General features: G+C 48.7%; 21 protein-coding genes. 1 reads left to right on the forward strand and 20 read right to left on the reverse strand.

Annotation, left to right across the window (positions count from 1 at the left end):
- The 5 genes from hutU to ACIFQN_RS29865 all read right to left on the reverse strand — a co-directional run bounded on the left by hutU (position 1) and on the right by ACIFQN_RS29865 (position 6384).
- On the reverse strand, positions 1 to 1671 hold the full coding sequence (hutU, locus tag ACIFQN_RS29845; protein WP_429836679.1) for a urocanate hydratase: 1671 nt from the start codon (positions 1669 to 1671) through the stop codon (positions 1 to 3).
- A 161-nt stretch (positions 1672 to 1832) separates the two neighbouring features.
- On the reverse strand, positions 1833 to 3329 hold the full coding sequence (locus tag ACIFQN_RS29850; protein ID WP_429836680.1) for a helix-turn-helix domain-containing protein: 1497 nt from the start codon (positions 3327 to 3329) through the stop codon (positions 1833 to 1835).
- A 90-nt stretch (positions 3330 to 3419) separates the two neighbouring features.
- Positions 3420 to 3977 (reverse strand): signal peptidase I, encoded by a 558-nt coding sequence (gene lepB / locus ACIFQN_RS29855; protein ID WP_429836755.1) that lies wholly within the window; start codon positions 3975 to 3977, stop codon positions 3420 to 3422.
- 121 nt (positions 3978 to 4098) lie between these two features.
- A complete protein-coding gene (locus ACIFQN_RS29860; protein ID WP_429836681.1) occupies positions 4099 to 5889 on the reverse strand; it encodes a sigma-54-dependent Fis family transcriptional regulator in 1791 nt (596 codons plus the stop codon).
- An 81-nt stretch (positions 5890 to 5970) separates the two neighbouring features.
- Positions 5971 to 6384 carry a VOC family protein gene (locus tag ACIFQN_RS29865; RefSeq protein ID WP_429836682.1) on the reverse strand — a complete coding sequence of 138 codons (414 nt, stop codon included), beginning with the start codon at positions 6382 to 6384 and terminating at the stop codon, positions 5971 to 5973.
- A gap of 248 nt (positions 6385 to 6632) precedes the next feature.
- Here ACIFQN_RS29865 and ACIFQN_RS29870 point away from each other — a divergent pair, with 248 nt between their 5' ends.
- On the forward strand, positions 6633 to 7295 hold the full coding sequence (locus tag ACIFQN_RS29870) for a CPBP family intramembrane glutamic endopeptidase (protein ID WP_429836683.1): 663 nt from the start codon (positions 6633 to 6635) through the stop codon (positions 7293 to 7295).
- Positions 7296 to 7393: 98 nt separating this feature from the next.
- On the opposite strand, the gene ACIFQN_RS29875 is transcribed toward ACIFQN_RS29870, so the two are convergent.
- The 15 genes from ACIFQN_RS29875 to ACIFQN_RS29945 form a co-directional block, all read right to left on the reverse strand.
- Positions 7394 to 7759 carry a YmaF family protein gene (locus ACIFQN_RS29875; RefSeq protein WP_429836684.1) on the reverse strand — a complete coding sequence of 122 codons (366 nt, stop codon included), beginning with the start codon at positions 7757 to 7759 and terminating at the stop codon, positions 7394 to 7396.
- Between the two features lie 119 nt (positions 7760 to 7878).
- On the reverse strand, positions 7879 to 9357 hold the full coding sequence (locus ACIFQN_RS29880) for a glycosyl hydrolase family 28-related protein (protein WP_429836685.1): 1479 nt from the start codon (positions 9355 to 9357) through the stop codon (positions 7879 to 7881).
- A 200-nt stretch (positions 9358 to 9557) separates the two neighbouring features.
- Positions 9558 to 11432 carry a polysaccharide biosynthesis protein gene (locus ACIFQN_RS29885; protein ID WP_429836686.1) on the reverse strand — a complete coding sequence of 625 codons (1875 nt, stop codon included), beginning with the start codon at positions 11430 to 11432 and terminating at the stop codon, positions 9558 to 9560.
- Between the two features lie 102 nt (positions 11433 to 11534).
- Positions 11535 to 12494: an ATP-grasp domain-containing protein gene (locus tag ACIFQN_RS29890; protein ID WP_429836687.1), complete on the reverse strand. Its 960-nt coding sequence runs from the start codon at positions 12492 to 12494 to the stop codon at positions 11535 to 11537.
- A 16-nt stretch (positions 12495 to 12510) separates the two neighbouring features.
- A complete protein-coding gene (locus ACIFQN_RS29895) occupies positions 12511 to 13776 on the reverse strand; it encodes a diaminopimelate decarboxylase (protein WP_429836688.1) in 1266 nt (421 codons plus the stop codon).
- A 4-nt stretch (positions 13777 to 13780) separates the two neighbouring features.
- The gene (locus ACIFQN_RS29900) at positions 13781 to 14944 is read right to left on the reverse strand and encodes a DegT/DnrJ/EryC1/StrS family aminotransferase (RefSeq protein WP_429836689.1); all 1164 of its coding nucleotides are present in this window, start codon (positions 14942 to 14944) and stop codon (positions 13781 to 13783) included.
- Positions 14945 to 14988: 44 nt separating this feature from the next.
- Positions 14989 to 15582, reverse strand: a complete 594-nt coding sequence (locus tag ACIFQN_RS29905; protein ID WP_429836690.1) for a sugar transferase — start codon at positions 15580 to 15582, stop codon at positions 14989 to 14991.
- The gene (gene galU, locus ACIFQN_RS29910; RefSeq protein ID WP_429836691.1) at positions 15579 to 16478 is read right to left on the reverse strand and encodes a UTP--glucose-1-phosphate uridylyltransferase GalU; all 900 of its coding nucleotides are present in this window, start codon (positions 16476 to 16478) and stop codon (positions 15579 to 15581) included. Before galU ends, ACIFQN_RS29905 begins: the two co-directional genes overlap by 4 nt.
- On the reverse strand, positions 16468 to 17748 hold the full coding sequence (locus ACIFQN_RS29915) for a glycosyltransferase family 4 protein (protein WP_429836692.1): 1281 nt from the start codon (positions 17746 to 17748) through the stop codon (positions 16468 to 16470). The genes galU and ACIFQN_RS29915 overlap by 11 nt, the downstream gene beginning before the upstream one ends.
- An 80-nt stretch (positions 17749 to 17828) precedes the next feature.
- Complete coding sequence (gene asnB, locus ACIFQN_RS29920) at positions 17829 to 19718, reverse strand: asparagine synthase (glutamine-hydrolyzing) (RefSeq protein ID WP_429836693.1); 1890 nt, start codon at positions 19716 to 19718, stop codon at positions 17829 to 17831.
- Between the two features lie 6 nt (positions 19719 to 19724).
- The gene (locus tag ACIFQN_RS29925) at positions 19725 to 20861 is read right to left on the reverse strand and encodes a glycosyltransferase family 4 protein (protein ID WP_429836694.1); all 1137 of its coding nucleotides are present in this window, start codon (positions 20859 to 20861) and stop codon (positions 19725 to 19727) included.
- Complete coding sequence (locus ACIFQN_RS29930) at positions 20858 to 21997, reverse strand: glycosyltransferase (protein ID WP_429836695.1); 1140 nt, start codon at positions 21995 to 21997, stop codon at positions 20858 to 20860. The genes ACIFQN_RS29925 and ACIFQN_RS29930 overlap by 4 nt, the downstream gene beginning before the upstream one ends.
- Positions 21960 to 23210 carry an O-antigen ligase family protein gene (locus ACIFQN_RS29935; protein ID WP_429836696.1) on the reverse strand — a complete coding sequence of 417 codons (1251 nt, stop codon included), beginning with the start codon at positions 23208 to 23210 and terminating at the stop codon, positions 21960 to 21962. Before ACIFQN_RS29935 ends, ACIFQN_RS29930 begins: the two co-directional genes overlap by 38 nt.
- 7 nt (positions 23211 to 23217) lie before the next feature.
- Positions 23218 to 24561 carry a phenylacetate--CoA ligase family protein gene (locus ACIFQN_RS29940; protein WP_429836697.1) on the reverse strand — a complete coding sequence of 448 codons (1344 nt, stop codon included), beginning with the start codon at positions 24559 to 24561 and terminating at the stop codon, positions 23218 to 23220.
- A gap of 14 nt (positions 24562 to 24575) precedes the next feature.
- Positions 24576 to 25940 (reverse strand): phenylacetate--CoA ligase family protein, encoded by a 1365-nt coding sequence (locus ACIFQN_RS29945; protein WP_429836698.1) that lies wholly within the window; start codon positions 25938 to 25940, stop codon positions 24576 to 24578.
- Positions 25941 to 25952: the final 12 nt, after the last annotated feature.

A 25952-nucleotide genomic window follows, 5' to 3' on the forward strand; every position in this document is an offset into this window, starting at 1 on the left:
TCACTCCTTAATCATCGGAATATTTACGCCTTTTTCCTTGGCTGTCTGAATAGCCAGATCGTAACCGGCATCCACGTGACGGACGATACCCATACCCGGATCGGTCGTCAATACACGCTCCAGACGACGGGCTGCTTCTGGCGTACCATCCGCAACGATGACCATCCCCGCGTGCAAGGAATAGCCCATCCCGACACCGCCTCCATGGTGTACAGATACCCAGCTCGCACCACCTACAGCATTTACCATCGCATTGAGGATCGGCCAGTCAGCTACCGCGTCGCTTCCATCCTTCATTGCCTCCGTCTCCCTGTTTGGCGACGCTACTGAACCAGAGTCGAGGTGATCGCGTCCGATAACTATCGGTGCTTTCAGCTCGCCGCGAGCGACCATATCATTGATGATCTGGCCAAAACGCGCACGCTCTCCGTAGCCCAGCCAGCAAATACGTGATGGAAGTCCTTGGAACTGAATACGCTCCTGCGCCATCCGAATCCAGTTGCACAAATGCATATTGTAGGAAAACTCCCGGAGGATGACCTCATCCGTTTTGTAGATATCTTCGGGATCGCCAGAGAGGGCTACCCAGCGGAAAGGCCCTTTGCCTTCGCAAAATTGCGGACGGATATACGCGGGTACAAAGCCAGGGAAACGGAACGCATCTTCTACACCTTCATTTTTTGCTACCTGGCGGATGTTATTGCCATAGTCAAATGTGATTGCTCCTTTTTCCTGCAGAGCGAGCATGGCACGGACGTGCTCGGCAATACTTGACTTCGAGCGTACCTCGTACTCCCGAGGATCACGCGCGCGCAGCTCGGCAGCCTCCTCCAAGCTCATGCCAATCGGAATGTATCCATTCAGCGGATCGTGCGAAGATGTCTGATCCGTCAGAACATCTGGAATAAAGTTACGCGCAAGCATTTCATTTAATACTTCCGCTGCATTGCCCAAGAGGCCGATGGAAATGCCTCTTTTCTCACGCTTGGCGGCTTCTGCCAGTCGAATGGCTTCATCGAGACTTTCCGTCATTACATCTAAATATCGCGTGTCCAATCGGCGCTGGATTCGCGTGCGATCTACATCGATGTTGATACTCACACCACCGTTGAGCGATACGGCCAATGGTTGTGCCCCACCCATGCCGCCCAGACCGGCAGTCACCGTGATCGTCCCTGCCAGTGTACCTTCAAAATGCTGGCGCGCACATTCAGCAAATGTCTCGTACGTCCCCTGCACGATGCCTTGGCTGCCGATGTAAATCCAGCTTCCCGCTGTCATTTGTCCGTACATCATCAATCCTTTTTTATCGAGCTCGTGGAAGTGCTCCCAGTTCGCCCACGCAGGTACCAGATTGGAGTTTGCCAAAAGGACTCGTGGTGCGTCTGTATGCGTTTTAAATACAGCTACCGGCTTGCCGGATTGAACCAGCAGTGTCTCGTCGCTCTCCAGTTTTTTTAATGTTTCGACAATCGCATCAAAACATTCCCAGTTGCGTGCCGCCTTACCGATTCCGCCGTATACCACCAGGTCATCGGTGCGCTCAGCTACATCGGGGTTCAAGTTATTCAAAAGCATCCTGAGCGCCGCTTCCTGCACCCAGCCTTTTGTATGCAATTCGGTACCGGAATACGTCTGAATCATTTGCTCAATCGTTTGTGTCTTCGTCATGATTCCCACCTGCTTTTCTCCAGATTGATTTGCTTAGCTTCAGTATAAAAAAACAGAACAATGCAAAAAAGGCACCAGTCTTTCGAATTGATGCCTCTTCTTTCGGTCGAAATCGAATGAAAGAACTGCTTTTCCCAAAAAACTTTCTTTTTTTTCGATTCCTATCTTTTCTTTTGATTTCGCAATAAACGTGGCGTTGTCCCCGTCTTTTCCTTGAAAATCTTGCTGAAATAATTGGCGTTAACGAACCCACTGCGCTCGGCAATCTCACCAACCGACAATGACGTTTCCAAAAGCAGTCGCTGCGCTTCCTTTACGCGCAAAGATGTCAGCAACTGGCGGAAAGACGTTCCCTGTTTTTGCGTCAAGAGTGTACTGAAATAGGCAGGACTGCGATCTACATGGCGTGCGACATCCTCGAGGCGCAGCCCAGAATCGGTAAAGCGCCTTTCCATATAGCGAATCGCCTGTTCGATCACATCCACTCTGACCTCTTCACGCTGGTTTTGGACCAAGTCCATGAGCCTTTGAATGAACAACAGCATCTCGGCCACGATCCGGTACAGGATCGGGGAATAAAGAATCGTTTCAAACACTCGGTGATATTCTTGTTCCAAATCCCCATTGTCCAATCCGTGCGACTTCATGTACCGCCGTACCTGCGCCAAAATACTGGTCAATCGAATGCGCAAAAGACCCGGCTCAGGATAAGGCTCTTCCTTATAAGAGAAGTGCCTGTACATCCATTGCTTCAGTACTTCCGGATCACCGCCATGCAGCATGTCTACCCACAGCCGTTGTTCCGAGGGTGTCAAAAAAGGATCAATCATTGTCCAGTTGACCTGACGTTCGACGATGGTGAGCTGCCTGTACCCTTTGAAGAAACGGATGTGCAAGGCTTGAATTGCATCCAGATACTTCTCGTTCAGACTTTGTTCCCTCTCTTTAGAGTCGTACATGACCAAAAAGAGCGGTGCATCACTCATCGCCTCCCAGTCCATCAGGAGGCGCTTGCCTGTCTGATGGAAAAGAGTCTGCGGCTCATGGGTATCGTCAGGAAACACGCCAACAATCACATCACCGAGCGGAAGTAAGACAGGCTTGTCTCGAAATGGATAGTCCTCAAAAAAACGCAAAAGCTCCGGGTGATGCTTGGGATCCTCCAGTTGAGCGAGCATGATCGGGTACGTTCTCCCATGGAGAGGACGTGGAAAAAAGAGATCGAGATAGGAGACCTCCCCCGCTCTCCCTGTCACACCTGTCGTCTCTTGGCTCATTTGCATGCGATAGCTTTGATCCTGACAGCACCGGGTCAAAACTCTTCGGATGTATTCCGGCGTTTGGGGTTTTACCCATAAATCTCGGGCATTCAGCTCAATTCCTTGCATCGCTCGTTCAAAGGTAGCTTCTGCCGTCGTGACGAGAACGGTTGGCCTGTACTGATCTACTAGCAGCTTGAGTCGATCCCACTGCCCTTTTCCGACCATATCCAGCTCAAGGCAGATCACGTCGGGCGTTTGTGATTCCATCAGTTGGAATACTTCTGCCATCGTACCGGCCGAAAGAACTTTTTCATAGGGAATGGCACAGCTGGACACGAGCCAGCCAATTCCTGTCCGTTCATTCGGATCACGGTCGGCAATCATGATGCTGGGCATGAATAGCAGTCCTCCTTTCAATGGCAGAAGATTTAGAAACTACTCGTTAACAATAAAGGTTGCCCGCAATTGGACAACCCTCGTTTATTTTTACGATGTAAAAGGATTTTCAATCATCGTTCCCATGATGTGATCAACCGGAATAAACCCGATTTCCCGCGAATCCGTACTGTGATTGCGATTATCCCCCATGACAAAGATGTGATTGTCTGGTACAGTCAGCTTCCCGTCTGCCACAAACTGCATGGTTTCCTTGATGTACGGCTCGTCCAATGCAGTACCATTTCGGTACACTTTGTGATCTTTAAACTCCAGCACGTCTCCTGGCTTGCCAATTACACGCTTGACGTACATCGAGTGATCTTCTTGTGCTCCTGTCAACATGGAAACCAATGGATGACTTGTAAGGTCGTCCATCAAGGAACGCTCTCTTTGCACGCGACTGTCAATGACGACGATATCCCCGTAGTTAGGGAGATAGGAAAACGTATGTGAAAGTTTGGACACGTAAATTCGTTGTTGATCCTGCAAGGTAGGGTCCATGGAATGACCATCAACCTTGTACGGCTGGAACACAAAGATTCCTAGGACCAGGGCAAAAACTACAGCAAAGGCGATCGAACGAACCCATCCCATAATCTCTTTCACTCTCATCTGACACTCCTCTCATTCCTTGTTCACTACTTGCTACCCCAACATGATACCACAAAGTATAGGCAGACGACAAAAAGCCAGCCCCGCTTGCCAGAGCTGACCTTTTACCAAGCCGTCAATTAGACAATCCGTACTCCTTCAATTTTCGGAAAAGACTTGCCCGACTAATCCCTAGCATCCCGGCCGCCTCTTCTTTTCGCCCATTCTTTTGCTGGACACGCCGCAGAGCCTTCGCTATGGCAAATCGTTCCATTTCCTTGAGGGGAATCATCTCTTCATCTGAAAATGACAGCCCGGGGGCCGCAGTTAGGTCGCCGCGATCTCTTAATTTGCTAACCCCCGCTGGCAGACTGGCAGCTTGTATACAAGACGTCATCTCCATGTTGACAGCATACTCGACGACATTCGCCAATTCACGGACGTTGCCTGGCCAGTCATGATGAAACAAGAGCGTCTGTGTCTCTTGTGAAAATCCAATGATGGATTTGCCCAGTCGTGTGGCGCAATTCTCTAGACACACATTGGCCAAAGTCAGAATATCTTCCCGACGATCCCGAAGCGAAGGCAAATGAATCGGAATGACGTGAAGACGATAGTACAAGTCCATTCGAAACAAGCTTTGCGCGACTCGCTCTTGCAAATCCAGATGCGTGGCCGCAATGATCCGGGCCTCGACGGGGATCGCTTTTCCCGTTCCCCCTACCCGCTGCAGCTCCTTTTCCTGCAAAACGCGAAGCAGCTTTCCTTGCAGATGAATAGGCAAATCACCGATCTCGTCCAATAACAGCGTACCTTTGCCTGCGATTTCAAAGAGCCCCGGCTTTCCACCCTTCCGCGCACCTGTGAACGACCCTTCTTCATATCCAAACAGCTCGCTTTCCAACAGATGCTCAGGAATTGCCGCACAGTTAATCGAGATAAAGGGGTGGGGATTTCGCTGACTCGCTTGATGAATCGCTTTGGCAAACAGCTCTTTACCGGTTCCGCTCTCCCCTTGCAGCAGTACGGTAGAATCACTGTGAGCGACCCGTCTCGCCAGTTCTTTGGCACGCAGGATGGCTGGACTGCTTCCGACAATGACCGAAAAAGCATCTTCCCGATCATAGCCGCCGACTTGTCTGGCGATTTCCACCACTTCCCTCACATCATCGAGGGTGATGACCCATTCTCGAATCGTGCCATCCAGCTCGATAGGCTTGATCGTAAATAAAAACTCCTTCTCTTGCTTCCCTACCTGTAAGACTACTTTTTTCGGAGTTACCTGTGACTCGTCTGCCTGCCTGATTGCCGCTATCCAAGCTGCAGCGTCAATCTTTCTTTCCTTATCTTCTGTATCCAGCTCCAGATACTGCCTTGCACGTTGATTGACTTGTACAATCCGATTTGTCTGGTCCACCGTCAGCATCGCCTTGTCCAGGTCATCCATCACGATGCGCAGTTTTTCCAATGCCAGCTGTTGCTCCACATACATGCTGTGTTCCTTGAGCTTGCTTGCAATCAGCTCTGCCATTTTTTGCAAAAAATGAAGGATAGAGCTTACATCGGAGAACAATCGTTCTCTTTGCTCCTGATCAAAGGCAAGCAGGCCGATGACACCCACCTTTTGTCCATCCAGCATAATCGGGCAGCAGATCTCGCCAGTCTCTGCACACTTGCCAAAATGGATGCAGGGACGACATCTCTCATCTTCTCCGGGACTTGTAATGACGACAGGTTGTCCCGCAAACAAAGACGTACGGTAAATATGGTCTTCTCCAGCCATCGTCCGCAAAACACCAGCCTGCGTGCGCCCTGTCCCCGCTATCCGCATCAAATCCGCGTCAGCAATCTCCACCTCTACCCGCAGAACGGATGCAACCGCCCAAGCAATCTGCTGAACACTCTCTTGTATTTCACGCAAGGACATTGGGATTCCCCTCTCTGTCATTTCTGTTGTCTCTATTATACCGTGATCGTCAGAGGAACCCAGTCCTTACGTACCAATTCTTTATGCGTTGGCTGCTTCGTCCTCAGCGGATGGCCATCCGCCCCACAAATTAGATAAATGTCCATCCGGATCACGCAGCGTAAAGCTGTAGCCGCCGCTTTTTTTGTAGCGCATTTCACTCGTTTCAATTCCCCGGCTTCGCAAGTCCTCATAGACTGCATGAATCTGATCTACTAGCAGAGAAATGATCGGCTGTTCATGTCCCGCCATATCGGTAAAATCCAGCCCTGGAACATTCGGACTACGAACTAGACCAAGTCCTACTCCCCCCACATTCAACCATGCTTCCGTATCACCCGGTGTGTATTCAAAAGTAAACGGAATCCCCAAAACATCTCGATACCACTTCACCGACACTTCCAAATCCTTTACGGGCAACTGAATGACAGCAAAATTACGTATGCGAGCAACCATTCTTTTCACTCCTTTTTTCCGATGTGGAATTTTTCGTGCATGAAACCCTCCGAGATTAGCCAAATTACACATTTATTGTTAATAAATGACTGGTAGATGTCAATCTGAAAGATGCGGGAGTGTCCCCTTTCCTTCCTTTCCAAAGGCTACACAGGTACCAGGCAAATTTGGTACTATAATCATTCCGTCCTACCAGCTACCATGTGAATAGGCAGCAAATGCCAATATGAAAAGCTGGCGGCGATCTTATGACCATTCTATTATTATTGCTCGGTCCGACCTTACTGATTTTTCTCGGTTTACAAGTCATAGGCAGTGTACCTGTTACTTTTTTGCTGTTCTACAGCTGGCTCTTCCTCGTTCCCCTTGCAGATTTCTACTTTGTGAAAAAAGGGAGCCGCCGGGATATTCTTCATTCTCTCGGGATCCATCTTCATCGCAAGAATGTCCTTCTGGGATTGGCCTTTGGCGCAGTCTTTCTTCTCTGCATTTTGATAGTGGGCTCTTTTTTTCATACCGTCTTTTTTGATAAGAACGATCTCTTGCAATTGCTTGCCCGCTGGAATTTTTCCGGTAATCTCATCGCGGGACTGATCGCCATTCTGATGCTTGTCAATCCGATCTTGGAAGAAGTCTATTGGCGTGGCTATATGCATCAAAAGCTGTCAGGAAAACATAAGCCTGGAGCAGTCATTCTCATGACCGCTTTGTTTTACAGCCTGTACCATTTTCTCTCTGTCGTTCCTTTGTTTGCTTGGCCTTACAATGTTTTGATGGTTGTCCCCGTCTTTCTCGCAGGGGTGATCTGGGGGTACATGCGACAGCAGCAGCACTCGCTAGTTGGCTCAATCATCAGCCATATCTTAGCTGATGTCGGGATTATGGGGATTTATCTATTGTTTATCGCATAAAAAAACGCCTTTTATGAAGAAGAGCTTGTTGGCAGCTACTGCGTCCGCAGGCTCCTCTTCGCAAAAAGGCGTTTTTCTTACTCAGATCGGCTTTTTTTCTACAGCAATGGCTTTTGGATCAGCGTAGCGAACCTGAAGACGTGAACATGTCCATCCTCAAATGTAGTTGACCCTTTTACAAAATGGACGTGCTTCCCATTTCCCACAGGGATCGCAGGTCCAGTGACAATACGAACCTGGTGAAAATGATCGAAGAAGTCTGTGTTCGTTCGAATAATGTGCACGTGGCTGTTTCCTCTCGGGATCGCTTGACCCGTCACTCCAGCAAAACGATGATTGTGCCTTTCATCGCCTTCTTCTGCCAGTCTCGTGCTGCCTAAGAATTCGTGAACATGTCTTTGTCTTGTTCCGGTACTCTTCTTTTTCAACTTCCACTTCAAATGATTCTTCGCTCTTTTTTTCATCCAGTTCCTCATCCTTTCTTCCTCAAGCTGTTGCTATCTTATGAAGAAATTAGAAGGACGAGAGCTAGACAAGTGCTTGATTCTTGGAAAACAGGCTGTTGTCTATCGTTATGCTAGGTTTACAGCGCGGTCCACTGGCGAGGAGATATAGATCGGCAGTACATCATTCTTCCCAGGGTGGTATCATAGTAAAGTTGTCCGAGATAAGGGTAGAGCGGGCGCTTGGATGTCGGACCACTCAATGGGTAATTCCACGAATTGTCTTGTTCAACTTGTGCAGTCGCTGTGCTGTTTACTAAAGGGGCTCCACTTACTTTTGAATTGTTTCCGGTGACAATCACCTCTGCGTTAACACCCAAGGTAGATATCCGGATGGCTTCGGGTCCATTCAAAAAGCGGTTGTTTTTGATGGCTACCGAGCCATTGTTTATTTGGACTTGAATAGCACGTCCTGTCATTCCGTCAAACAGGTTTCCCTCGATATCGATCATCCGATTGGCAGTGGATTCACTTTTTCCGATTGAAATAAGGGTGGGCGCAGAATTGCCACGGAAGCGGTTTCCCAGAACCAAAGTGTACAGATTCATCCCCTGCCCCATTTGTTCAAAGGTGAGTACTGCCTGTTTCGTGTCATTTTGGAAGAAATCATTGTCGATAAAGCGGATGTCTTCCGCACTCTCGTCCACCATGACCATGTGCGAGTATTTTGTCCCGTCAACCGGATCGACGCCATTTTGCTTGAAAATATTCCCCTGCACCAAGATGTTTTTGCCGTTGGCAAGTCCGAGCCCGAGCGCATTATTTTCTACTCGATTGTTCACAAACCATGCCTTGAAAGTCGATCCGTCTTGGTTGGCCTGATCACCGGAAAGCTTCAGGTTGGCCGGATAGCCACGAACGTGATGAATGTAGTTGTCGTTAATATGCAAGTACCTTCCGGAACCAAACATGTCAACTCCATCGCCGTTCATGTAGCGGATTTCGTTATGTGTGAGATACAGGTTTTCACTGTCTCCACCATTAAATTTGACCCCATCTCCGGTTCCCTTTTCTAAAAGACATTGATCAATCACGATGTTATTGGTTTTCTGGCACATCACCAGATTATCAACCAGATAAGATCCTGTCGCCGTACATTTCTCCAAACGGATGAAACTATTCCAAAATGTTTTGTCCGTATAATCGATCGGGTCACCGTCGTAGGTACCTAAAAAATAGGCGAGCGCACCGTTTTTCATGTGGCAGTCAAACAGTGTAATATAGGATATTCTTATCCCCCTGAAAAAACGAGCCACACCTTGGGTTGCGGGCGTATCGTAGGTGAGGTGGCTTACCTGAAAATATGAGGTATCTAGCACACGGAACAGGTCCTCTCGCCCACCCTGGATTACAGAACTATCCCCCTCTATAAAAATCTGATTTCCTCCGGTAATGGTGAGCGCAGCTGTAATTCGATAGGTCCCAAGCGGAAACAAGACCACCGCACCTTTTCCATTCACAGCATCATTCAGTGCTGCTTGTATTGCTGAGGTATCGTTTGCCACCCCATCACCTTTTGCCCCATAATCTCTCACGTTCAAATGCAGATCAATCCCCAACGGACTCCCCCTTTCTCCCCCTATTGGGGAACGTTATTCAAGACTTTTTTAGTCTTGCTCGTACTCTCAAACTATTTCAGAAAGGAGGCAAAAGTGTGTAGTTACTCGTGGAAATCGGTGTACAAAAAACGCCTGCGACAAGAAAGTCGAGGCGTTCCATTACCATCAGATACATAAGTCTCACAATCGTACACGTATGTCTATGATTTTATCATTTCGCGAGGCTTCTCCAGGGAGGTTTGATAAGTGGGAACGATCCGATGCATTAAGGACAACAGCTCTTTCTCAGAGGAACAGGTGTATTTCATCTGGACAGCCTGCTCCAATTTTCGAAGTACGAATCCTAGTTCTTCGTAGGAATAAGGGCTATGCTTTCCAATGAAGATTCTGTTGTGCTTGGATGCAGTGGCCCCTTCCTCACTCGTTAGCATTTCTTCAAACAGCTTTTCACCTGGACGAATACCGGTATATACTACTTGGATATCTACCTGCGGCCTCAATCCTGACATTCGGATAAGATCGTGAGCCAAGTCGGAGATCCGCATCGGCTTACCCATGTCCAAAATAAAGACTTCCCCTCCTTGGGCCAGTGCCCCTGCCTGAATCACAAGCTGTACAGCTTCGGGGATGGTCATGAAGTATCTGACCATGTCAGGATGGGTAACGGTAACAGGACCTCCTTTACGTATCTGCTCCTTGAACAAAGGAATCACGCTCCCTCTGCTACCAAGCACGTTTCCGAACCGGACGGCAGCAAACTTGGTGGAGCTGATTGGGTCCAGGCTTTGAATCATCATTTCACTGATCCGCTTGGTTACCCCCATGACGCTGGTCGGATTGACTGCTTTGTCGGTCGAAATGGAGACAAACCTCTCTGTCCCGAAGATGTGTGCACATTCTGCTAGATTCCTTGTGCCAAGCACATTGTTTTTGATAGCTTCCGCTACGTTTTGCTCCATTAGTGGAACGTGTTTGTGCGCCGCAGCGTGAAAGACGATAGCTGGGCGATACTCGTCAAAAATGGACTCGATCCGATTGCGATCCTGAATGTCCGCAATGATGGGACGGAAGACCACACGAGGAAATGACCGTCTCAATTCATTTTCAATAGCGTAGATGCTATTTTCCCCATGCCCCAAGAGAAGTAATACGCTAGGGAAAAACGTGGATATTTGACGGCAAAGCTCAGAACCGATACTTCCTCCTGCCCCCGTGACAAGTATGGTCTTGCCTGTGATGTACCCTGATATTTCATCTAAGTCCACATCAACAGATTCCCTACCCAGCAAATCTTCCACATGGACGTCCCGGATCAGGCTAATCGATACCTTCCCATCAATGACGTCACTCACGCGAGGAAGTAGCATGGTCTGGACTCCGGTCTCTTTGCACATGTTAATGATCTTTGCCACTTCTTCCCTTGCCACAGAAGGCATGGCAATAATCACGGTATCCACTCCAAAAGTCTTGACAGCACGGCCGATGCTATTCCGATTGCCTACCACGGGTATCCCCAAAATCCGTAACTGCAATTTCTTCGGATCATCATCAATAAATCCCACTGGATAGAGGTCTACTTCCTCCGCCTGCAGCAATTCTTTGACGACCAAGCCTCCTGCTGATCCTGCTCCCACAATGAGAGCTTTTCGATGATGCGGTTGTAATTTGAGCGTCTGTACATGAAACAACCGCCAGACAAATCTGGAAAGACCAATGCTCGCCGTAGAGGTCATGCCGATCAATATCAGCACACTAGTAGGTATCACGACCTGTTCATCCACTAACCGATATCCGTACGATAGGGAAAACGACATCAGATGCGCTACTATCGTCCCTTTGACAATCAGGAGCATTTCACCGACGCTTGCTTGCCGCCATGAGCACCGGTATACTTTCAAAAAGGTAAACGATAAATAAGTAGTTCCTGTCGTGATCAAAATCGCATATGGGATTCCAGACCCAAAAGCAGCGGGAATCTCACCGCCAAATCGGATCAGATAGCTAACGAATACTGAAAAGGATAGTAAGATCGCATCCAATCCCCAGTATAATAACATTCTCCGTTTTTGATCCATCTTTACTCCCCCGAAGCGAACATGACTCCTCTGGAAGTCTATTTTTTGAGCACATCTGCACTCTATGTCCCTGCGCCCGCAATCATGAATTCAAATCCTGTCTCACTCCAAAAGAAGGTGATCATCAAATTTGACCAACGTGCTTCCCGACCGATATTGGCCGATTCTCGGACAATTTAGACGTCCCTGCAGGTTCTCCCTCACATACTTCATGAAATTCTCTCCGCTTTCATAGGCATGCGGATATCCACCGCCAAATCGAGGATTGATTTCCGAGATAACAAAACCGCCCTTCGTCCAAAAGCAATCCATGTCAACTGGACCTACAAGCGGTAATGCAGCCAATAACCGTCTAACAAGGTCTGTTAGTTGCTCATCCTTGATTGCGATAGAGCGATCCGTTTCTCCTGACCGCATGCGCAACTTTTTCTTGCTGAAAATGGAAACCGGCTCAGCTGAAATCATGTCGACATAAACATCTACGCCAAACTCCACTCCGTCGACAAATGGTTGAACTACCAAATTAGGCTGGGAAAAGAAGAGCATCTCCAGCTCCTGTTCGTCTTCCACTTTTCTGATTCCCAGACTTGCACTCCCTTTCCTCGGCTTGGCTAGTAGCGGAAATGAAATCTTGTTTGTTGCCAAAGCGTCTTGGATGTCCTGCCAGGTGGAAAATGTGGGAATGCAGGGGATATCATTTTTCACAAGAAAGTCATGAGTAGCTTGTTTGTCCAGACACATCTCGATAACGGCCGAGGAAGAGAGGATCACCGTAACGCCATGTTCGCGAAATCGATCGGCGTGGCTTGCCAACACACTTAGCTCCGGATCGATCAAAGAGAGAATACCGTGGATCTGATAACGGCGGCACAGATCCAGCAACGTACTGATATAAAGAGGGTCATCCATCCGAGGTATCTGTTCCCAGGCATCGGCTGCGTACAATGCCGGAGCTGTCTCATCACAATCGACCGCGATCACGTGCCCCAGTTCCTTCCACTCCTGACGAAAATAGCGAACTACTTTGACACGTCTCCCCACACTAGTCAACATGAGATTCATTTTTGATCTTCTCCATTCATTCTTTGAAAGGCGTAAACCGATAGGGAGGCTCTGGACAAAACTGGTCCAAGGTTTCCTTTTCCCGAGCAACTACCACTCCTTGATGGCTCAAAGCGATAATTGGTGGTCGAACTTGTATAAAAGGTGGTTGAAAGACGATCGTATACGCACCCACGTGTCCAAAAACTAGAAAATCCCCTGGCTGCGGCAGCCTCCCACGGCCATTTTCCACCAGGTAGTCCTTTTCCATACAGGTATATCCGACTACATGAAAGGTTCCGACAGGATCGTGATCGTCTTCTCTGGCGCTGATCAGCTCTACGGGCAGGGTGTGCTTGTGCATGGTCGGCTTGACATTGTGCACACTTCCATCCACCAAGACAAAGCGGACCCCTCTATTTTCTTTCACATCCACCACTCTGCAGACAAAATGGACAGTATCAGCCACCATAGAAATCCCAGGCTCCACAATCAATAGTGGGTGCAAGCCGCAGGGAAGCAATTCTTTCTTCATAACACCCGTTATCACATCGGCGTAATCCTCAAAGGATGGTGTTATTTTGTTCCCGAAGGATGCGGGTAGCTCGCCGTACATTCCTCCTCCCACGTCGATGTATTCCAAAGAATCCTTTAGGTACTCTCTCGCTAAAAAGCATAACTCTTGCGTAATTTGTTCATACACGCCAAGACTGCGATTCGTAGAAAAATGACCATGCAAGCCAACGATACGGATGTTGGGTGATTGGGAGAGCTCTCGGACAGCTCGCTCGAAGTTCCCGTTTTCCACACAGAAACCAAAACGGCTTACTTCATATCCGTTCTGCAATGGACTTTCGCCGTTGACAGACAGATCAAAATTGGCACGCAAACCGATCTTTACTTCTTTTTGAACATGCCGTTTGGCATACTGAATCACACTGGGAATTTCCGAAAAAGAATCAAGATTCACGATGCCCTCTCCGTCCAAGGCGAGGATAATGTCTTCCTCCCGCTTGATAGGGCCATTAAACACAATATTTTTGGGCTCGACTCCTAAGCTACATGCCAGATCGTATTCCAAACGCGATACGACTTCTGCATAAGCGCCTAATTCATGCAGCTTCCGACAAAGATATGGCAGATAATTTGTCTTATAGGAATAGGCAATCACCACCCTATCGTAACGGGATGAGAATGCGCGCTCCATCCGTTGGTAATTATCTTCCAGTCGCTTGTCATCCAGTACGTAAAACGGGGACTGAAATTGATCTGACCAACGTTTTAACCATTCTTGTTCGTACATGTCCTCACCCTTCGCCGCGTCTTTGCAACAACCTTTGTATGCAGGAAATGACACGCTGCTGCTCTTCTTCCGTCAAGCTGGAACCAGATGGCAGACACACCCCATTGGCAAAAAGTCGATCAGAGACGCTTTCTTCGGGTCGGTGCGGATAATAGGCGCAGTCGGCAAAAAGCGGCTGCAAATGCATTGGCTTCCAAACCGGACGCGCCTCAATCCGTTCATCGTCCAACGCTTCCAGAAGTCGCAGGACAGAAAATCCACTTCTCTCCTCGTCAATTGTTAATGCCGTCAGCCAACGGGAAGAAAAGCCTCCTTCCGCTTCGGGCATAAACCTGATCCCAGGTTCACCGCTCAACGCCTGCTCATACCTCTCGAAAACGGAACGCCGGGCACGGATGCGATCATCCAGCACACGCAGTTGCCCTCTTCCTACTGCCGCTAAGAGATTGCTGAGCCTGTAGTTGTAACCCATTTCACTGTGTTGATAGTGGCGGGCCAAGTCCCTTGCCTGCGTCGCCCAATAACGTGCTTTTTTCAAAGCCTCCACATCATCTGAGACAAGCATTCCTCCGCCAGATGTCGTAATGATTTTATTGCCATTAAACGAAAGTGCCCCAAACTTCCCAACAGTACCGCTAGCCTTCCCATGCCGGATTGCCCCTAGCGATTCAGCGGCATCTTCCACGATCGGAACCTGATATCGGTCGCACAACACTTTGATTTCCTCCATGCGCGCACTCTGGCCGTAGAGATGCACCACAATGACCGCTCTAGGCAATCGATCCATTATTGTTGCCTCGCTCAATGCTCTCTCCAATGCCAAGGGTGACATGTTCCATGTGTCCGGTTCGGAGTCGATCAATACGACGGAGGCCCCCTGGTAAAGAATGGGATTGACACTTGCTACAAACGTCAAGCTGGAGCAAAAAACAACATCACCCTGCCCAACCCCCAACAAGCGAAGTGCCAGGTGGATTGCTGCAGTCCCCGAAGCAAGCGCCAAAGCTCCCCTCACGCCCAAGTAGGCAGCCATTTCCTGTTCGAAAGAATCGACATGCTTCCCCAGAGGAGCGATCCAATTGGATTCAAACGCTTCCTGTAGGAAAGGCTGCTCCCACTCGCCCATATGGGGCGGGGACAAAAAGATTTTGTTTTGCTGATTGGGCATCCCCTGTTCCACTCCCGCTAGCATATGGTTTTATCGCGGTCTTCTTACTGCTCGCTGCCCGTAAAGTCTTTCACAAACAAAGCTCCCTCACGTGTCGTCTCATCCTGACGAAAGACCTTGCAGGCCGTCAACCACAAAATTTTCAAATCCAAGGTAAAGGAAGCATTGTCCACATACCACACATCAAGCTCGAATTTTTCTTCCCAGGAAATAGAATTGCGCCCATGCACCTGAGCCCAACCGGTAATTCCCGGCTTTACAACGTGCCGCCTCGCCTGTCTTGCATTGTAGAGCGGCAAATATTCCATCAGCAATGGCCTAGGTCCAACGAGACTCAACTCTCCGCGTAGTACATTCCATAATTGCGGAAGCTCATCTAGGCTATACTTTCGCAAGAAGTTGCCGAACGGTGTGGTTCTTTCCTCGTCAGAAAGCAGCTTTCCATTCTCATCGGTTTGATTGGTCATGGTCCGAAATTTATGAATGACAAACGGTTTGCCATGAAGACCCGGCCGCTCTTGCGAAAAAAGGACCGGGGTGCCCATTTTTTTTCGAATGAGATGGAACAGCACCATAAAAACTGGTGAGAGTATGAAGAGCAGGCAAGACGAAACAGCCAGATCAAATATCCTTTTCATCGAACGACCTGCTCCACTTTTTGAAACATGGCCAAACGTTCGGATAGGATCTCCAGCACATCCTCCCGCAAATCCGGCCGCTTCAGAGCAAAATCAATCGTAGCTTCTATAAAGCCGAGCTTGGTTCCCACGTCATAGCGTCGGCCATCAAATTCACATGCCATGACCGCCTGCCGCTTGGATAAGGTACGCAAAGCATCGGTTAGCTGAATTTCACCGCCGGCGCCCACTTCCTGCATTTCCAAAATACTGAAAATTTCCGGACGAAGCACATATCTGCCCATAATGGCTAAACGGGAAGGGGCATCCTGTACAGAAGGCTTCTCCACCAAATCCCGGATGTGGTACATCCCTCTACTCCCGATCAATGAGTCTGCTTGCACGATTCCATACCGCTGTACCTCTTCCTCTCGAACCTCTTGGACACCAATGATCGTAGAGTGGAAATGCTCATACATTTCCATCAAATGTTTCAGGCAAGGTTTATCCGACACAACGATATCATCACCCAACAAGACGGCAAAAGGCTCATCGCCGATAAACTTTCTAGCACACCAAACGGCATGTCCCAAGCCTTTTGCCTCTTTTTGACGGATGTAATGAATATCTACTAGATTGGTAATCCGCTCGATCTCTTCCAGTTCTGCTTGCTTATGCTTGGCCGATAGGGTAGCTTCCAATTCGTACGACTTGTCAAAATGGTCTTCGATAGCCCGTTTGCCTCTGCCTGTGACAATGATGATATCTTCAATTCCCGATGATACGGCTTCTTCGATAATGTACTGAATGGTTGGTTTATCCACGACGGGTAGCATTTCCTTAGGCTGTGCCTTGGTTGCAGGTAAAAAACGGGTGCCCAAACCTGCCGCCGGGATGATCGCTTTTTTAACCTTCATTGCGGGACACTCTCCTGTTTGGACTCACCACACGCAATCGAGAAACAGCCTTACCCAGGATGGCTTCCATCTGCGTAGCCAGCTTGATCCGCTCATACGTATCCTGTGCCAGAGCGCGTGCGTGGACACCCATAGCTGTCAGGTCATAAGAGCCATTTTTCACTTGAATCAGCAGGCTGGCTAATTCCTCCGGTTTTTTCGGGTCAACAAAAAAACCTGCTCCATGCTTCTCCACGATCTCTTTGGTCCATCCCGCAGAATTCACAATGATGGGTTTGCCTGCGGCCAAAGAATCAAAAAACTTGTTTGGTGAGTTCGTAGTCAGAATTGGCAAATCTTGAAAGGAAGTAATGGTCAGATGAGAAGCCGACAGCAGGACAGGCATTTCCTTACGCGGGATGGAACCAATGAACATGACGTTGGACAATGCATGCATTCTGCAAAACGCCTCTAGCTCAGGCTTTGTTTTACCATCACCTGCCAGCACGAAAACAATCGTTGTTTCCTGCTGTTCAGCCAATAAACGTGCAGCCTCCACCACATATTCCAGGCCGTTGGCAATGCCCATCGAACCTCCATGCGTAATGACTAGCTTTCCTTCTAAACCATGACGTGAAGTAAACTCGGCTACCATTGAAGGGTCCACCTTATCAGGTGAAAACAAGTCCAGATCGGAGCAGTTGGGAATCATACTCACTTTGTCCGGATGGATTCCTGTTTGGCGTACCCCTTCTGCCATGCCCGGCGAGAGCGCCACCACATGTTCCGCTTCTTTATACGCTTTCTTTTCAAGGAATCGTAGCAGAAAGATCAAAAGAGGGGAACGAATCGCGCCAATTTGTATGGGCGCCTCGGGCCATAAATCCCTCACTTCGAACACAAAGGGAACACGCTTTAGCTTTTTAATGAGCAGTGCGGGAATGACAACCGTCAGAGGTGTAGAGGTAGCCAGGACAATATCCTGTTTTTTCAAAGTAAGACTGATAATCGATGAAAACAGGACAAAGTAAAAAAAGGAAAGTGCCCTGCGAAAGAAGCTCATGTAATTGGAATAACTGTTATGCACGGCGATCACGTGTATTCCATCGATCAGATACCGCCGGGTAAATGTCCCCTCCTCTGTCGGTTCTAGGGATTGGAGTGCAGAATCACCGGTAAGTATGGTCACTTCATGCCCCTCTTTTACGAGGTGTTTGGCGAATTCATAAGATCTCGTCCCCTGTGCTCCATCCCTAGTCGTAAAGTACTGATGGATATACAGAATTTTCATATTTGGCACCCCCCTCCGACGAACAGGTCCATTGGCCCCCCCTTAATACAGATCTATTCCGTTTGTCCCAGTAATAGAACTTAGTAACCAGTCAGTCGGTAACGATAAAAACGGCGGAGCCATATTTCGAGCGCGAGCGGGTTAAAGATGTCCCGGAACCAGATGACCCCTTTTCCCGGTGACTGTTTGCAGTATTGTTCATATTTAGCCAAAAGTTTTTTCCGATCAATAATGCCAGTAGAAAAAATCAGACTATCTTCCTGAAAGTAACGCAGCACACCCTCCCGTAATTCTCTTTTCAGCCACTCACTCTGTGGATTGACAAATCCCTGTTTATCCTTGCGCCACGCGATTTGCTTCGGTAGCAACGGTTCCATCGCTTTGCGGAATACATACTTCGTCCACCCGTCCTTCATTTTCAAAGCGGGGGTTAGCGGCAACAGCTTTTCAATCAGCCGATAATCCAGAAAAGGAAGCCGCACCTCTCGGGACCAAGCCATCGACATCCGGTCTTCATAATGCGTCAGGGCAGGTACGGAAAAGTGGCGGATATCCAAGGCTTGACGCTCTTCCACACTCATTCCTGAAGCGAGCCCAAGCGGAATCCATCGATACTGATGTAGCGCCTCTCCCGCGATCTCGATCTCCTTTGGTTTCAACACACTAGGCAAATACCGTTTTGCTTCCGACATAGAAAACTGATTCAATATGGTCCCTTGTTTCCAGAAACGGAAAAACTCGATGGGGGCCTGAGCAATTTGTCCCTGACGAAGAAGCGATTGCAAATAAAATCCCAGGTACTTGCGATACCCGCATAAAAGCTCGTCTGCCCCCTGCCCGCTCAAGATCACCGTGATTCCCATCTTCTTGGCCTGTTCCATAAGCAAATAATGAGCAATCGTGGAAAAGCTGCTAATCGGCTCGTCGTTGTACCAGGTCACTCGTTCCAAATACGCGAAAGCCTGTTCTGGCGCAAAATCCAGCACTACCTTGTCTACGGGCCGCTTGAGATGCCTGCTCATCATATCGATAAACGGACTTTCATCAAAACGCGAATCCCTACTAACTGCCGACAGCATGTGCAGAGTTCCATCTCTTTGGGTCAATGTGTCCATGACTGAAGCGATGGAGGATGAATCCACACCACCGGACAGCAGTACACCGACTGGCACGTCACTTCTCATTCGGAGCCTGACAGCATCCGTAAATAATCCCCTGACCTCTTCCACCAGTTCCGATTCGTCTGACTGTTTGTAGGTGTCATGGGTAGGAAAGGACCAAAAAGCGCGCAAGGTACCAGACAGGCTGTCTTCCTTCAAATCAAAACAAAGAGTATGATGAGGAGGAATTTTTTGAATCCCTTCAAAAAAACTTTCTTCGGACGTTGCCAAGAGGGACTGCTGGATGTATTCGCCAATTCTTTGATAATTCAAAGAGAATGGCTGATTGACCAACTCCAAGATTGTTTTCAACTCAGATGAAAAAACCAGCTCCCCATCGCTGATTGCGTAGTACAACGGTTTGACGCCAAATCGGTCTCGACACAGATAGAGCTTTCGTACTCTCTGATCCAACCAGGCAAATGCCCACATCCCGTTGAATCGGGCTAAGGCATCATCCACTCCCCACTGGTGAAGAGCGGTCAATACGACTTCCGTATCCGTGTCACTAAAGAAACGATAGCCCAGACCCTCTAGCTCTTGGCGAATCTCCTGATAGTTGTAGACTTCACCGTTATAAATGAGGATGCCTTGGTCTGTCCCATAGACCATTGGCTGTGTCCCCATCTCACTTACGTCCAGGATGGATAGGCGTTGGTGTGCCAATCCTACGCTCCACTCTCCTGATTGGTAAAGGCCAGTCCTTTGGGCATCCGGCCCGCGGTGAATCTGGATTTGTTCTGCCTGACGCAAGCGATGCACTAAGGTATCAACCTGATTTTTAGTCACGATTCCTGCAATTCCGCACATGTCTGCTTACCCCCTTTGTAATCGTATGGACGGCTGTTTCTCTCCTACACTTGGACGCAACAACGGCAGCAGGATGTGACCTACTACCCGCTCTTCTGTAAACTGACTAGCTGCTCGGTTCGCAGCCATTCTCATCCGTTCATAAAGTTCTGGATCTTGGCTCATACGCTTTATGCAAGCAGCAATCTGGTCAGGAGCATTTACCGAGACAAGATACCCATTTTCCTCCTGCAGGACTAATTCAGGTATCATGCGCCATTCGGTGGCAATTACAGGAACCGAAGCAAAAAAAGCTTCCACGATAACGGCCGGATAGCCTTCACCCAGATGGTAGGAAGGCAGCAGCAAAACATCATAGCCCGCGATCGTTTGCAGTACCTGGTCAGAATCCAAAATTCCACCGTATCGGGCACCTGGCAGTTCCTCTAGCAACTGTCGGAAACGCTCTTGATCGCCAGCGAAAATGGGGCCGTGAAAGGTGCATGTCATCGTTTGGTCCTGCCTCATTGCTTCCAAAATGTCAAAAACGCCCTTTTCCTCCCGGATTTGTCCTACAAAAACAGCAGAAACAGAGCCCTTCTCTTTGCTTGTATGTAGAGGTAGCGGCTGAAACGGGAGGAAATTGGGGAAATGAATCACCCGTTCTTGCGGAATCCCCATCCGATCGATAAAAAATCGACATAGTCCTTTTGTTTGCGGGAGCAAATAATGTGCCTTTTCAAAAATTCGTCTGATCACCCACCTGTACCACTTGGGAAGTCTGACATAATCCTCCTCAAAGTCACCACCAAACAATTTGAGCACGACTTTCCTGCCGGAGTGTTGATACAGTAGGATGAGGAGTAGGCCCAGCGTGTAGGCAAAACGATTGTTTGCCCAAATCAATATGCCGTCCACATGCCTCTTTCTCCGCCAGGCATGAATGAAAAAGGATAAGGCATGGGCTACATCCTGGATATCCAGTCGTCGCCCTAGCTTGCTCTCCTTCTCTTTGCGCGATGTATCGAGTATCTCCAGCTCGAATCCTGCCTCCTTCAGCACGCGGCTGTTCACCATCCGAAAGAAAGATACGGTGTCGCCCCCTATCGGTGGAGGAAGCGGCCCTACAGCAAGAAACCGTCCACTCGAACCATTTCTTTTCATGCCAATCCCTCCTGAGTGTCCCTAAGCTCGTTTTCATTCGTAAAAATTTGTTCGTACAGCCCTACAATATAGGGGGCAGAGTACTGACGGACTTTTTGTATTCCAGAATCAAAAACAGCCTCTTTGTTAAGTGCAGCCAACATCCCATCCGCCAATGAATCTACACAGTCGGTTTTGACCAGCACTCCATATCTACCTTCTTCCAGTATTTCATCTGGCCCACTGGGACATCTCGTAGCTACTACACGAGAACCACTTGCAATGGCCTCCAGAAGGATGTTAGGGAAACCCTCCCAACGTGAGGAGAGGACAAATAAATCTGCTTGCTTCAAATAGGGATAAGGATTGCTTTGAAACCCTGCAAAGTTCACGTGATCCGTAATTTCCAATTCTTCGGCCAATTGAGTCAGCTCCTCAAGCAACGGTCCTTCTCCCAGAATGTACAGTTGGGCATTTTCGTGCACACTCCGTACCTTGCCAAAAGCCTGGAGTAACAGATCAAACCCTTTTTGGTAGGTTAGCCGCCCTGCTGCGACGATCGCTATTTTCTTTTCATCGTGTGCAAAGGGATGAAACAAGCAGGATTCCCGCTTCACGGTCTCTACATCGAGTGGATTATAAATTCTCACCACCTTGTTAGGATCGAGCCCCGGCAAAAAGGCCAACAAATCCTTCCTCATCCCGTCAGATTGAGTGACAATCACATCGGAGCGCTTATACAGCAGACGATACAGCCAGGTAAAGCATTTCTGGCCGAGCGACGAAAGGGTCTGGATTGATTTGGAAGGTGTGTTTGCCTCCCTCACGATCAAACGAGGGTTCCCGGCCAAGAATGGTTTCACTGCCAGCAGCGCCAGATTCATATAATCCAGCGTAGACATGATCGCATCCGGCTCGAGTCGGTTGATTTGCCGAATGAGCTTGGGCAGCGCATACCGGACACGTTTCGCTTTAAGATTCACAATCTGGATGTCGGACGGCAACTTGGAAACATACGGGCCGAACAGATCTACTACCATGAGGATCGGCTCGATCCGGACACGATTCAGATGACAAAGGAGATGGACAACGACTCGTTCCGCTCCACCTCCAGTCAAGTTAGGAACGATAAGCACCACTCGTTTTCGATCTGGCATTGTGCACTACTCCCATGCTCAAATTGTCTGTGCGAACAAAACGCTGTTGTCCCTCCCTGTCAGCCCTTTGCAGCAAATAAAAAGAAAGACTCACCGTAATCCACGCACTTTTTTCCACATAGCTAACCAATCCAACATCCCACAGCAACGAAGCTATCGTTATGATGAAGACAAGCCTGTAAAGTTTGTTATCCGAGAAAATCCCTTTCAAACACAGCACCAGAATGATCACATCGGTCAGATAAAAGAGTGCAGTCCCTATAACACCAAAATCGGCGAGCATTTCTACGTAATTATTGTGAGAGTATGTTCCATATGAACCGAGTACCCTGAACTGGTCGATTCCATGGCCATGCATTGGTTTCTCCATCCATAGCCCTAGTGCTTGCTGCAACATATCAAGTCTAGTCGTACCACTCGTGTTTTCACCCTCCAATAAGGCGACGAACCGTTTGCTGACCGTTATCGATTCCAGATTATCGATCAAGAGGCCGCCAATGACTAGAGGCACCATAATCAGAAGAAAATAGAGCCCCATGAGAAGCGCCTTGTTCAAGTAGGACCTTCTCGACCACCTATGCAATTGATACGCGGCGTACCCCAAAAATACTGCCCAGAACAAAAGCATTTTGATGCTTCCCGAAAAAATAGTTGCAAACAGGATGAATCCCACAGCACAGGCACCTAATTGCCATTGGCGACGAGGCGCGGCCATCAGAACAAATGCCACCGTCGTCAAGTGAATGGCCATCGCATTGGGATTCCCGAGAATACCTGCCAATCTCATGTTCGTCCCTGCATCAGACATCTCTGGAAGTGTCGAGGCAATAATCGCAGTCCCGCTCCACAGACTGCCTGCAACCACAGCACTCCAAGAAGCCCCAGAAAGCAATGCTAACCAGAGCAGCAGCGCCCCTATAACGGTGGACACGAGGCTAATTGAAGATTGCAAAGCTACCTGCGGATCGGTCGACCACCATATAGACGCGAGCGCATAAATCATGAACAGAAGAGGCAACGCCATCCAAGGCGACACCGTCAAAGGTCTGCCTTGCAAATATCGGATGATAATGACCACACCGAGTCCAATGGCGAATAACAAGCTGAGACGGGAGAGAAGAGGGACAGCTGGAAACACCATGGTACTGAAGATATACAAAAAGACGAGCCAATTCAGTACACGTGCATGTTCACGGTCCTGTTCCACTGTCATCTTCCCTTCATCGTCGGACGTTGGAAATCGTATAGAGGTACTTGCCCGAAGGACTTGGCTCGATTTCATTACAAAATTCGAAATGGACATTGCACGTCATGATCTTCTGAATATCTTGTCTAATGGATTCCATCTCCGCTTGATATCCCACGGCACGATCTACGGGAACGATCAATACACGAAGCATGTCTCTCTTTTCCTGTATGACCTGAAACTTTTGGATATACGGCTTGGGATCCAGGATGAATAAAAAAACCCTGCCATCAATCCAACGTCCCTGTTGATCAATGAACATATCCGTTCTCCTGCCGATAACCTCCTGTAACAGGGGCAAGCCACGTCCACAATCGCATGTATCTGCACTCCATACGCCCATGTCACCGATTCGATAGCGAACGAACGGCATCACCTGGTTAACCAGCAGCGTGATTACGATCTCTCCCACTTCACCGGGTCTTGCTTGGGTCCCATCCGGCCGCAATATTTCCACATAATGAGTCGGAGTAGAAACATGCAATCCTTTATGCCGATCGCATTCGCAAGCAACATCCCCTACTTCCGTCGAGCCATAACGATTAAACATTTTTGTCTGGAACACTCGTTCGATGGTTTCACGCATATGGGGATAGAGTGTACCTGCGGATGTCATGATGGCTCGTGGTGAATAGAGGGGAATCTTTTCTCTTTCACTATAGCGGGCAAGTTCGTACAAGCTCTCCACATAGGCGAGGATTTGCACGGGGCGGAATCGATTGATCTGATCGATATACTCACGCATGGTCGCTTGAGTCATACGAAGTGAGTTTAGCCATCTTTCGTTGCGCAGCCAACGCCCCACCTGAGTCCGAAAGCTATCGCGACCTGCCATCAGGTCTCGCTCTGACCCCCAGAGCCTAACCTGTTTGTCGTTGATGGCACGCCCCGTCCACTCATCATCCAATGCTTTGATCGCCTGATTCCAGAAGAAATATTCCTCATCCTGGATAAATCGAACGGGGACACCAGTCGATCCACCCGATGTATTTTCGTACCAGTTGCGCTCGGACATATCACTCGACAGCAGTTCCTCGAAACGGAAGCGAATCAACTCCTTATCCAGCAAGGGAAGATTACCGAAATTCTCCAAGTGGATATTACCGAACCTATCAACTACTTCGCTTTCACGAAAAATCTCGCGGTAATAGGCCGTGTTGTGAAAGGCGTGTGAAAGCAACGTCTTCAACCTCTCTTGCTGCAGCTGATGCAAACTTTCCTTGTCCAGCCATTGCCATTTGCGTAGCATATCGAGATAAACCAACGTTTTTCCTTGAAAGGATAACCGTTTCTCCCACATGAATTGCTTAAGGCTCATTTCGCACTCCTCTTTTAGCGTTTGACGTTGGATATCGTAAACCGGAACTTTCCAGAGGCTGTCGTCGGGATATCCTGAACGAAATGGAGTTGAATGTGGACTTCTTCCCCCATTAAGTCCCGGCACTTGGCAACGATCTTCTCAATACCGTCCTGATAGAAATAATGGGGGTCATGCATTTCTTGAATCGGGATGATCGAGATGTCAAGCTGTCCCACTTCATTCTGCATAACCTGAAATTTTTTCACGAACGATTGTGTCCCCAACAGGATCACAAACATCCTGCCATCCACCAGCTCGCCATTGGGTTTGACGAAACAATCGTTGACCCTCCCTGTTATCTCCTTCAGCATCGGTAGTGAACGTCCACAGGAACAGGATTCTACCGCCCAACTTGCCGTATCGCCGATTCGATAGCGGATGATTGGCATCGCATAATTGTGGAGAGAGGTGATGACCAGTTCTCCGGTTTCCCCTGGTGAAACCGGTCTGCCGTCAGGAGCTACGATCTCCACATAATGAGTGAACATGGAGACGTGCAGCCCTGTATGTTGCTCGCATTCACAGGCAATGGCTCCGATTTCGCGAGAGCCATACCGATTAAACACAGGTGCCTGGAAAACCTGTTCAATTTTTCCACGCATATGCGGATACAGCATACTAGCTGTCGTCATGATGGAACGGGGAGAATGAACGGCCAGCCCTCGATCTTCTGCATATCGAGCTAATTCATATAAACTCTCTACGTAAGCTAGTATTTGCACAGGACGGAAACGGTTAATTCTCTCCACATAGTTTTGTAAGCAGCTCTCAGACATTTTGCGGGTATTCAACCATTGCTCGTTGCGCATCCAGCGCCCCATGTATGTTTTCCACGTTTCTTTTCCTACCATGAGATCCCTCTCGGACGCCCAAAGAACGATCTGCTTGTCAACAAGTTCCCTGCTGCTCCATTGGTCGTACATGATTTTCACTGCTTGGTTCCATTGAAAATAGGCGTTATCCTGAATCAACCGGATAGGTTCCCCTGTTGAGCCTCCCGACCAGTTTTCATACCACTTTCTTCGACCCAAATCATCTGATTTCAGCGTTTCATAGAAGGGATAAAAGGTTCCCCTTTCCATCAAGGGTAGCTTGGTGAACTTATCCAGAAAAACGCTACCTTCCGGGGAGACCACTCCCGCTTCCTCCAAACGCGAACGGAAATAGGGGACGTGCTCGTAAGCGTGACGCAATAGTCTTGCCAATTTCTTTTGCTGGAGATTTAAGAGCTGGTCATAAGGAAGCCATTGCCTTCGCTGTAGCGTCCTCACATGCTCCAGGATCGGTCCCTGAAGCGAGATCCTCCTTTTCCAGGCGATTTCCTTTAAATTGATCACGTGAATCTCTCC

The organism is Brevibacillus sp. NRS-1366 (assembly GCF_050467985.1).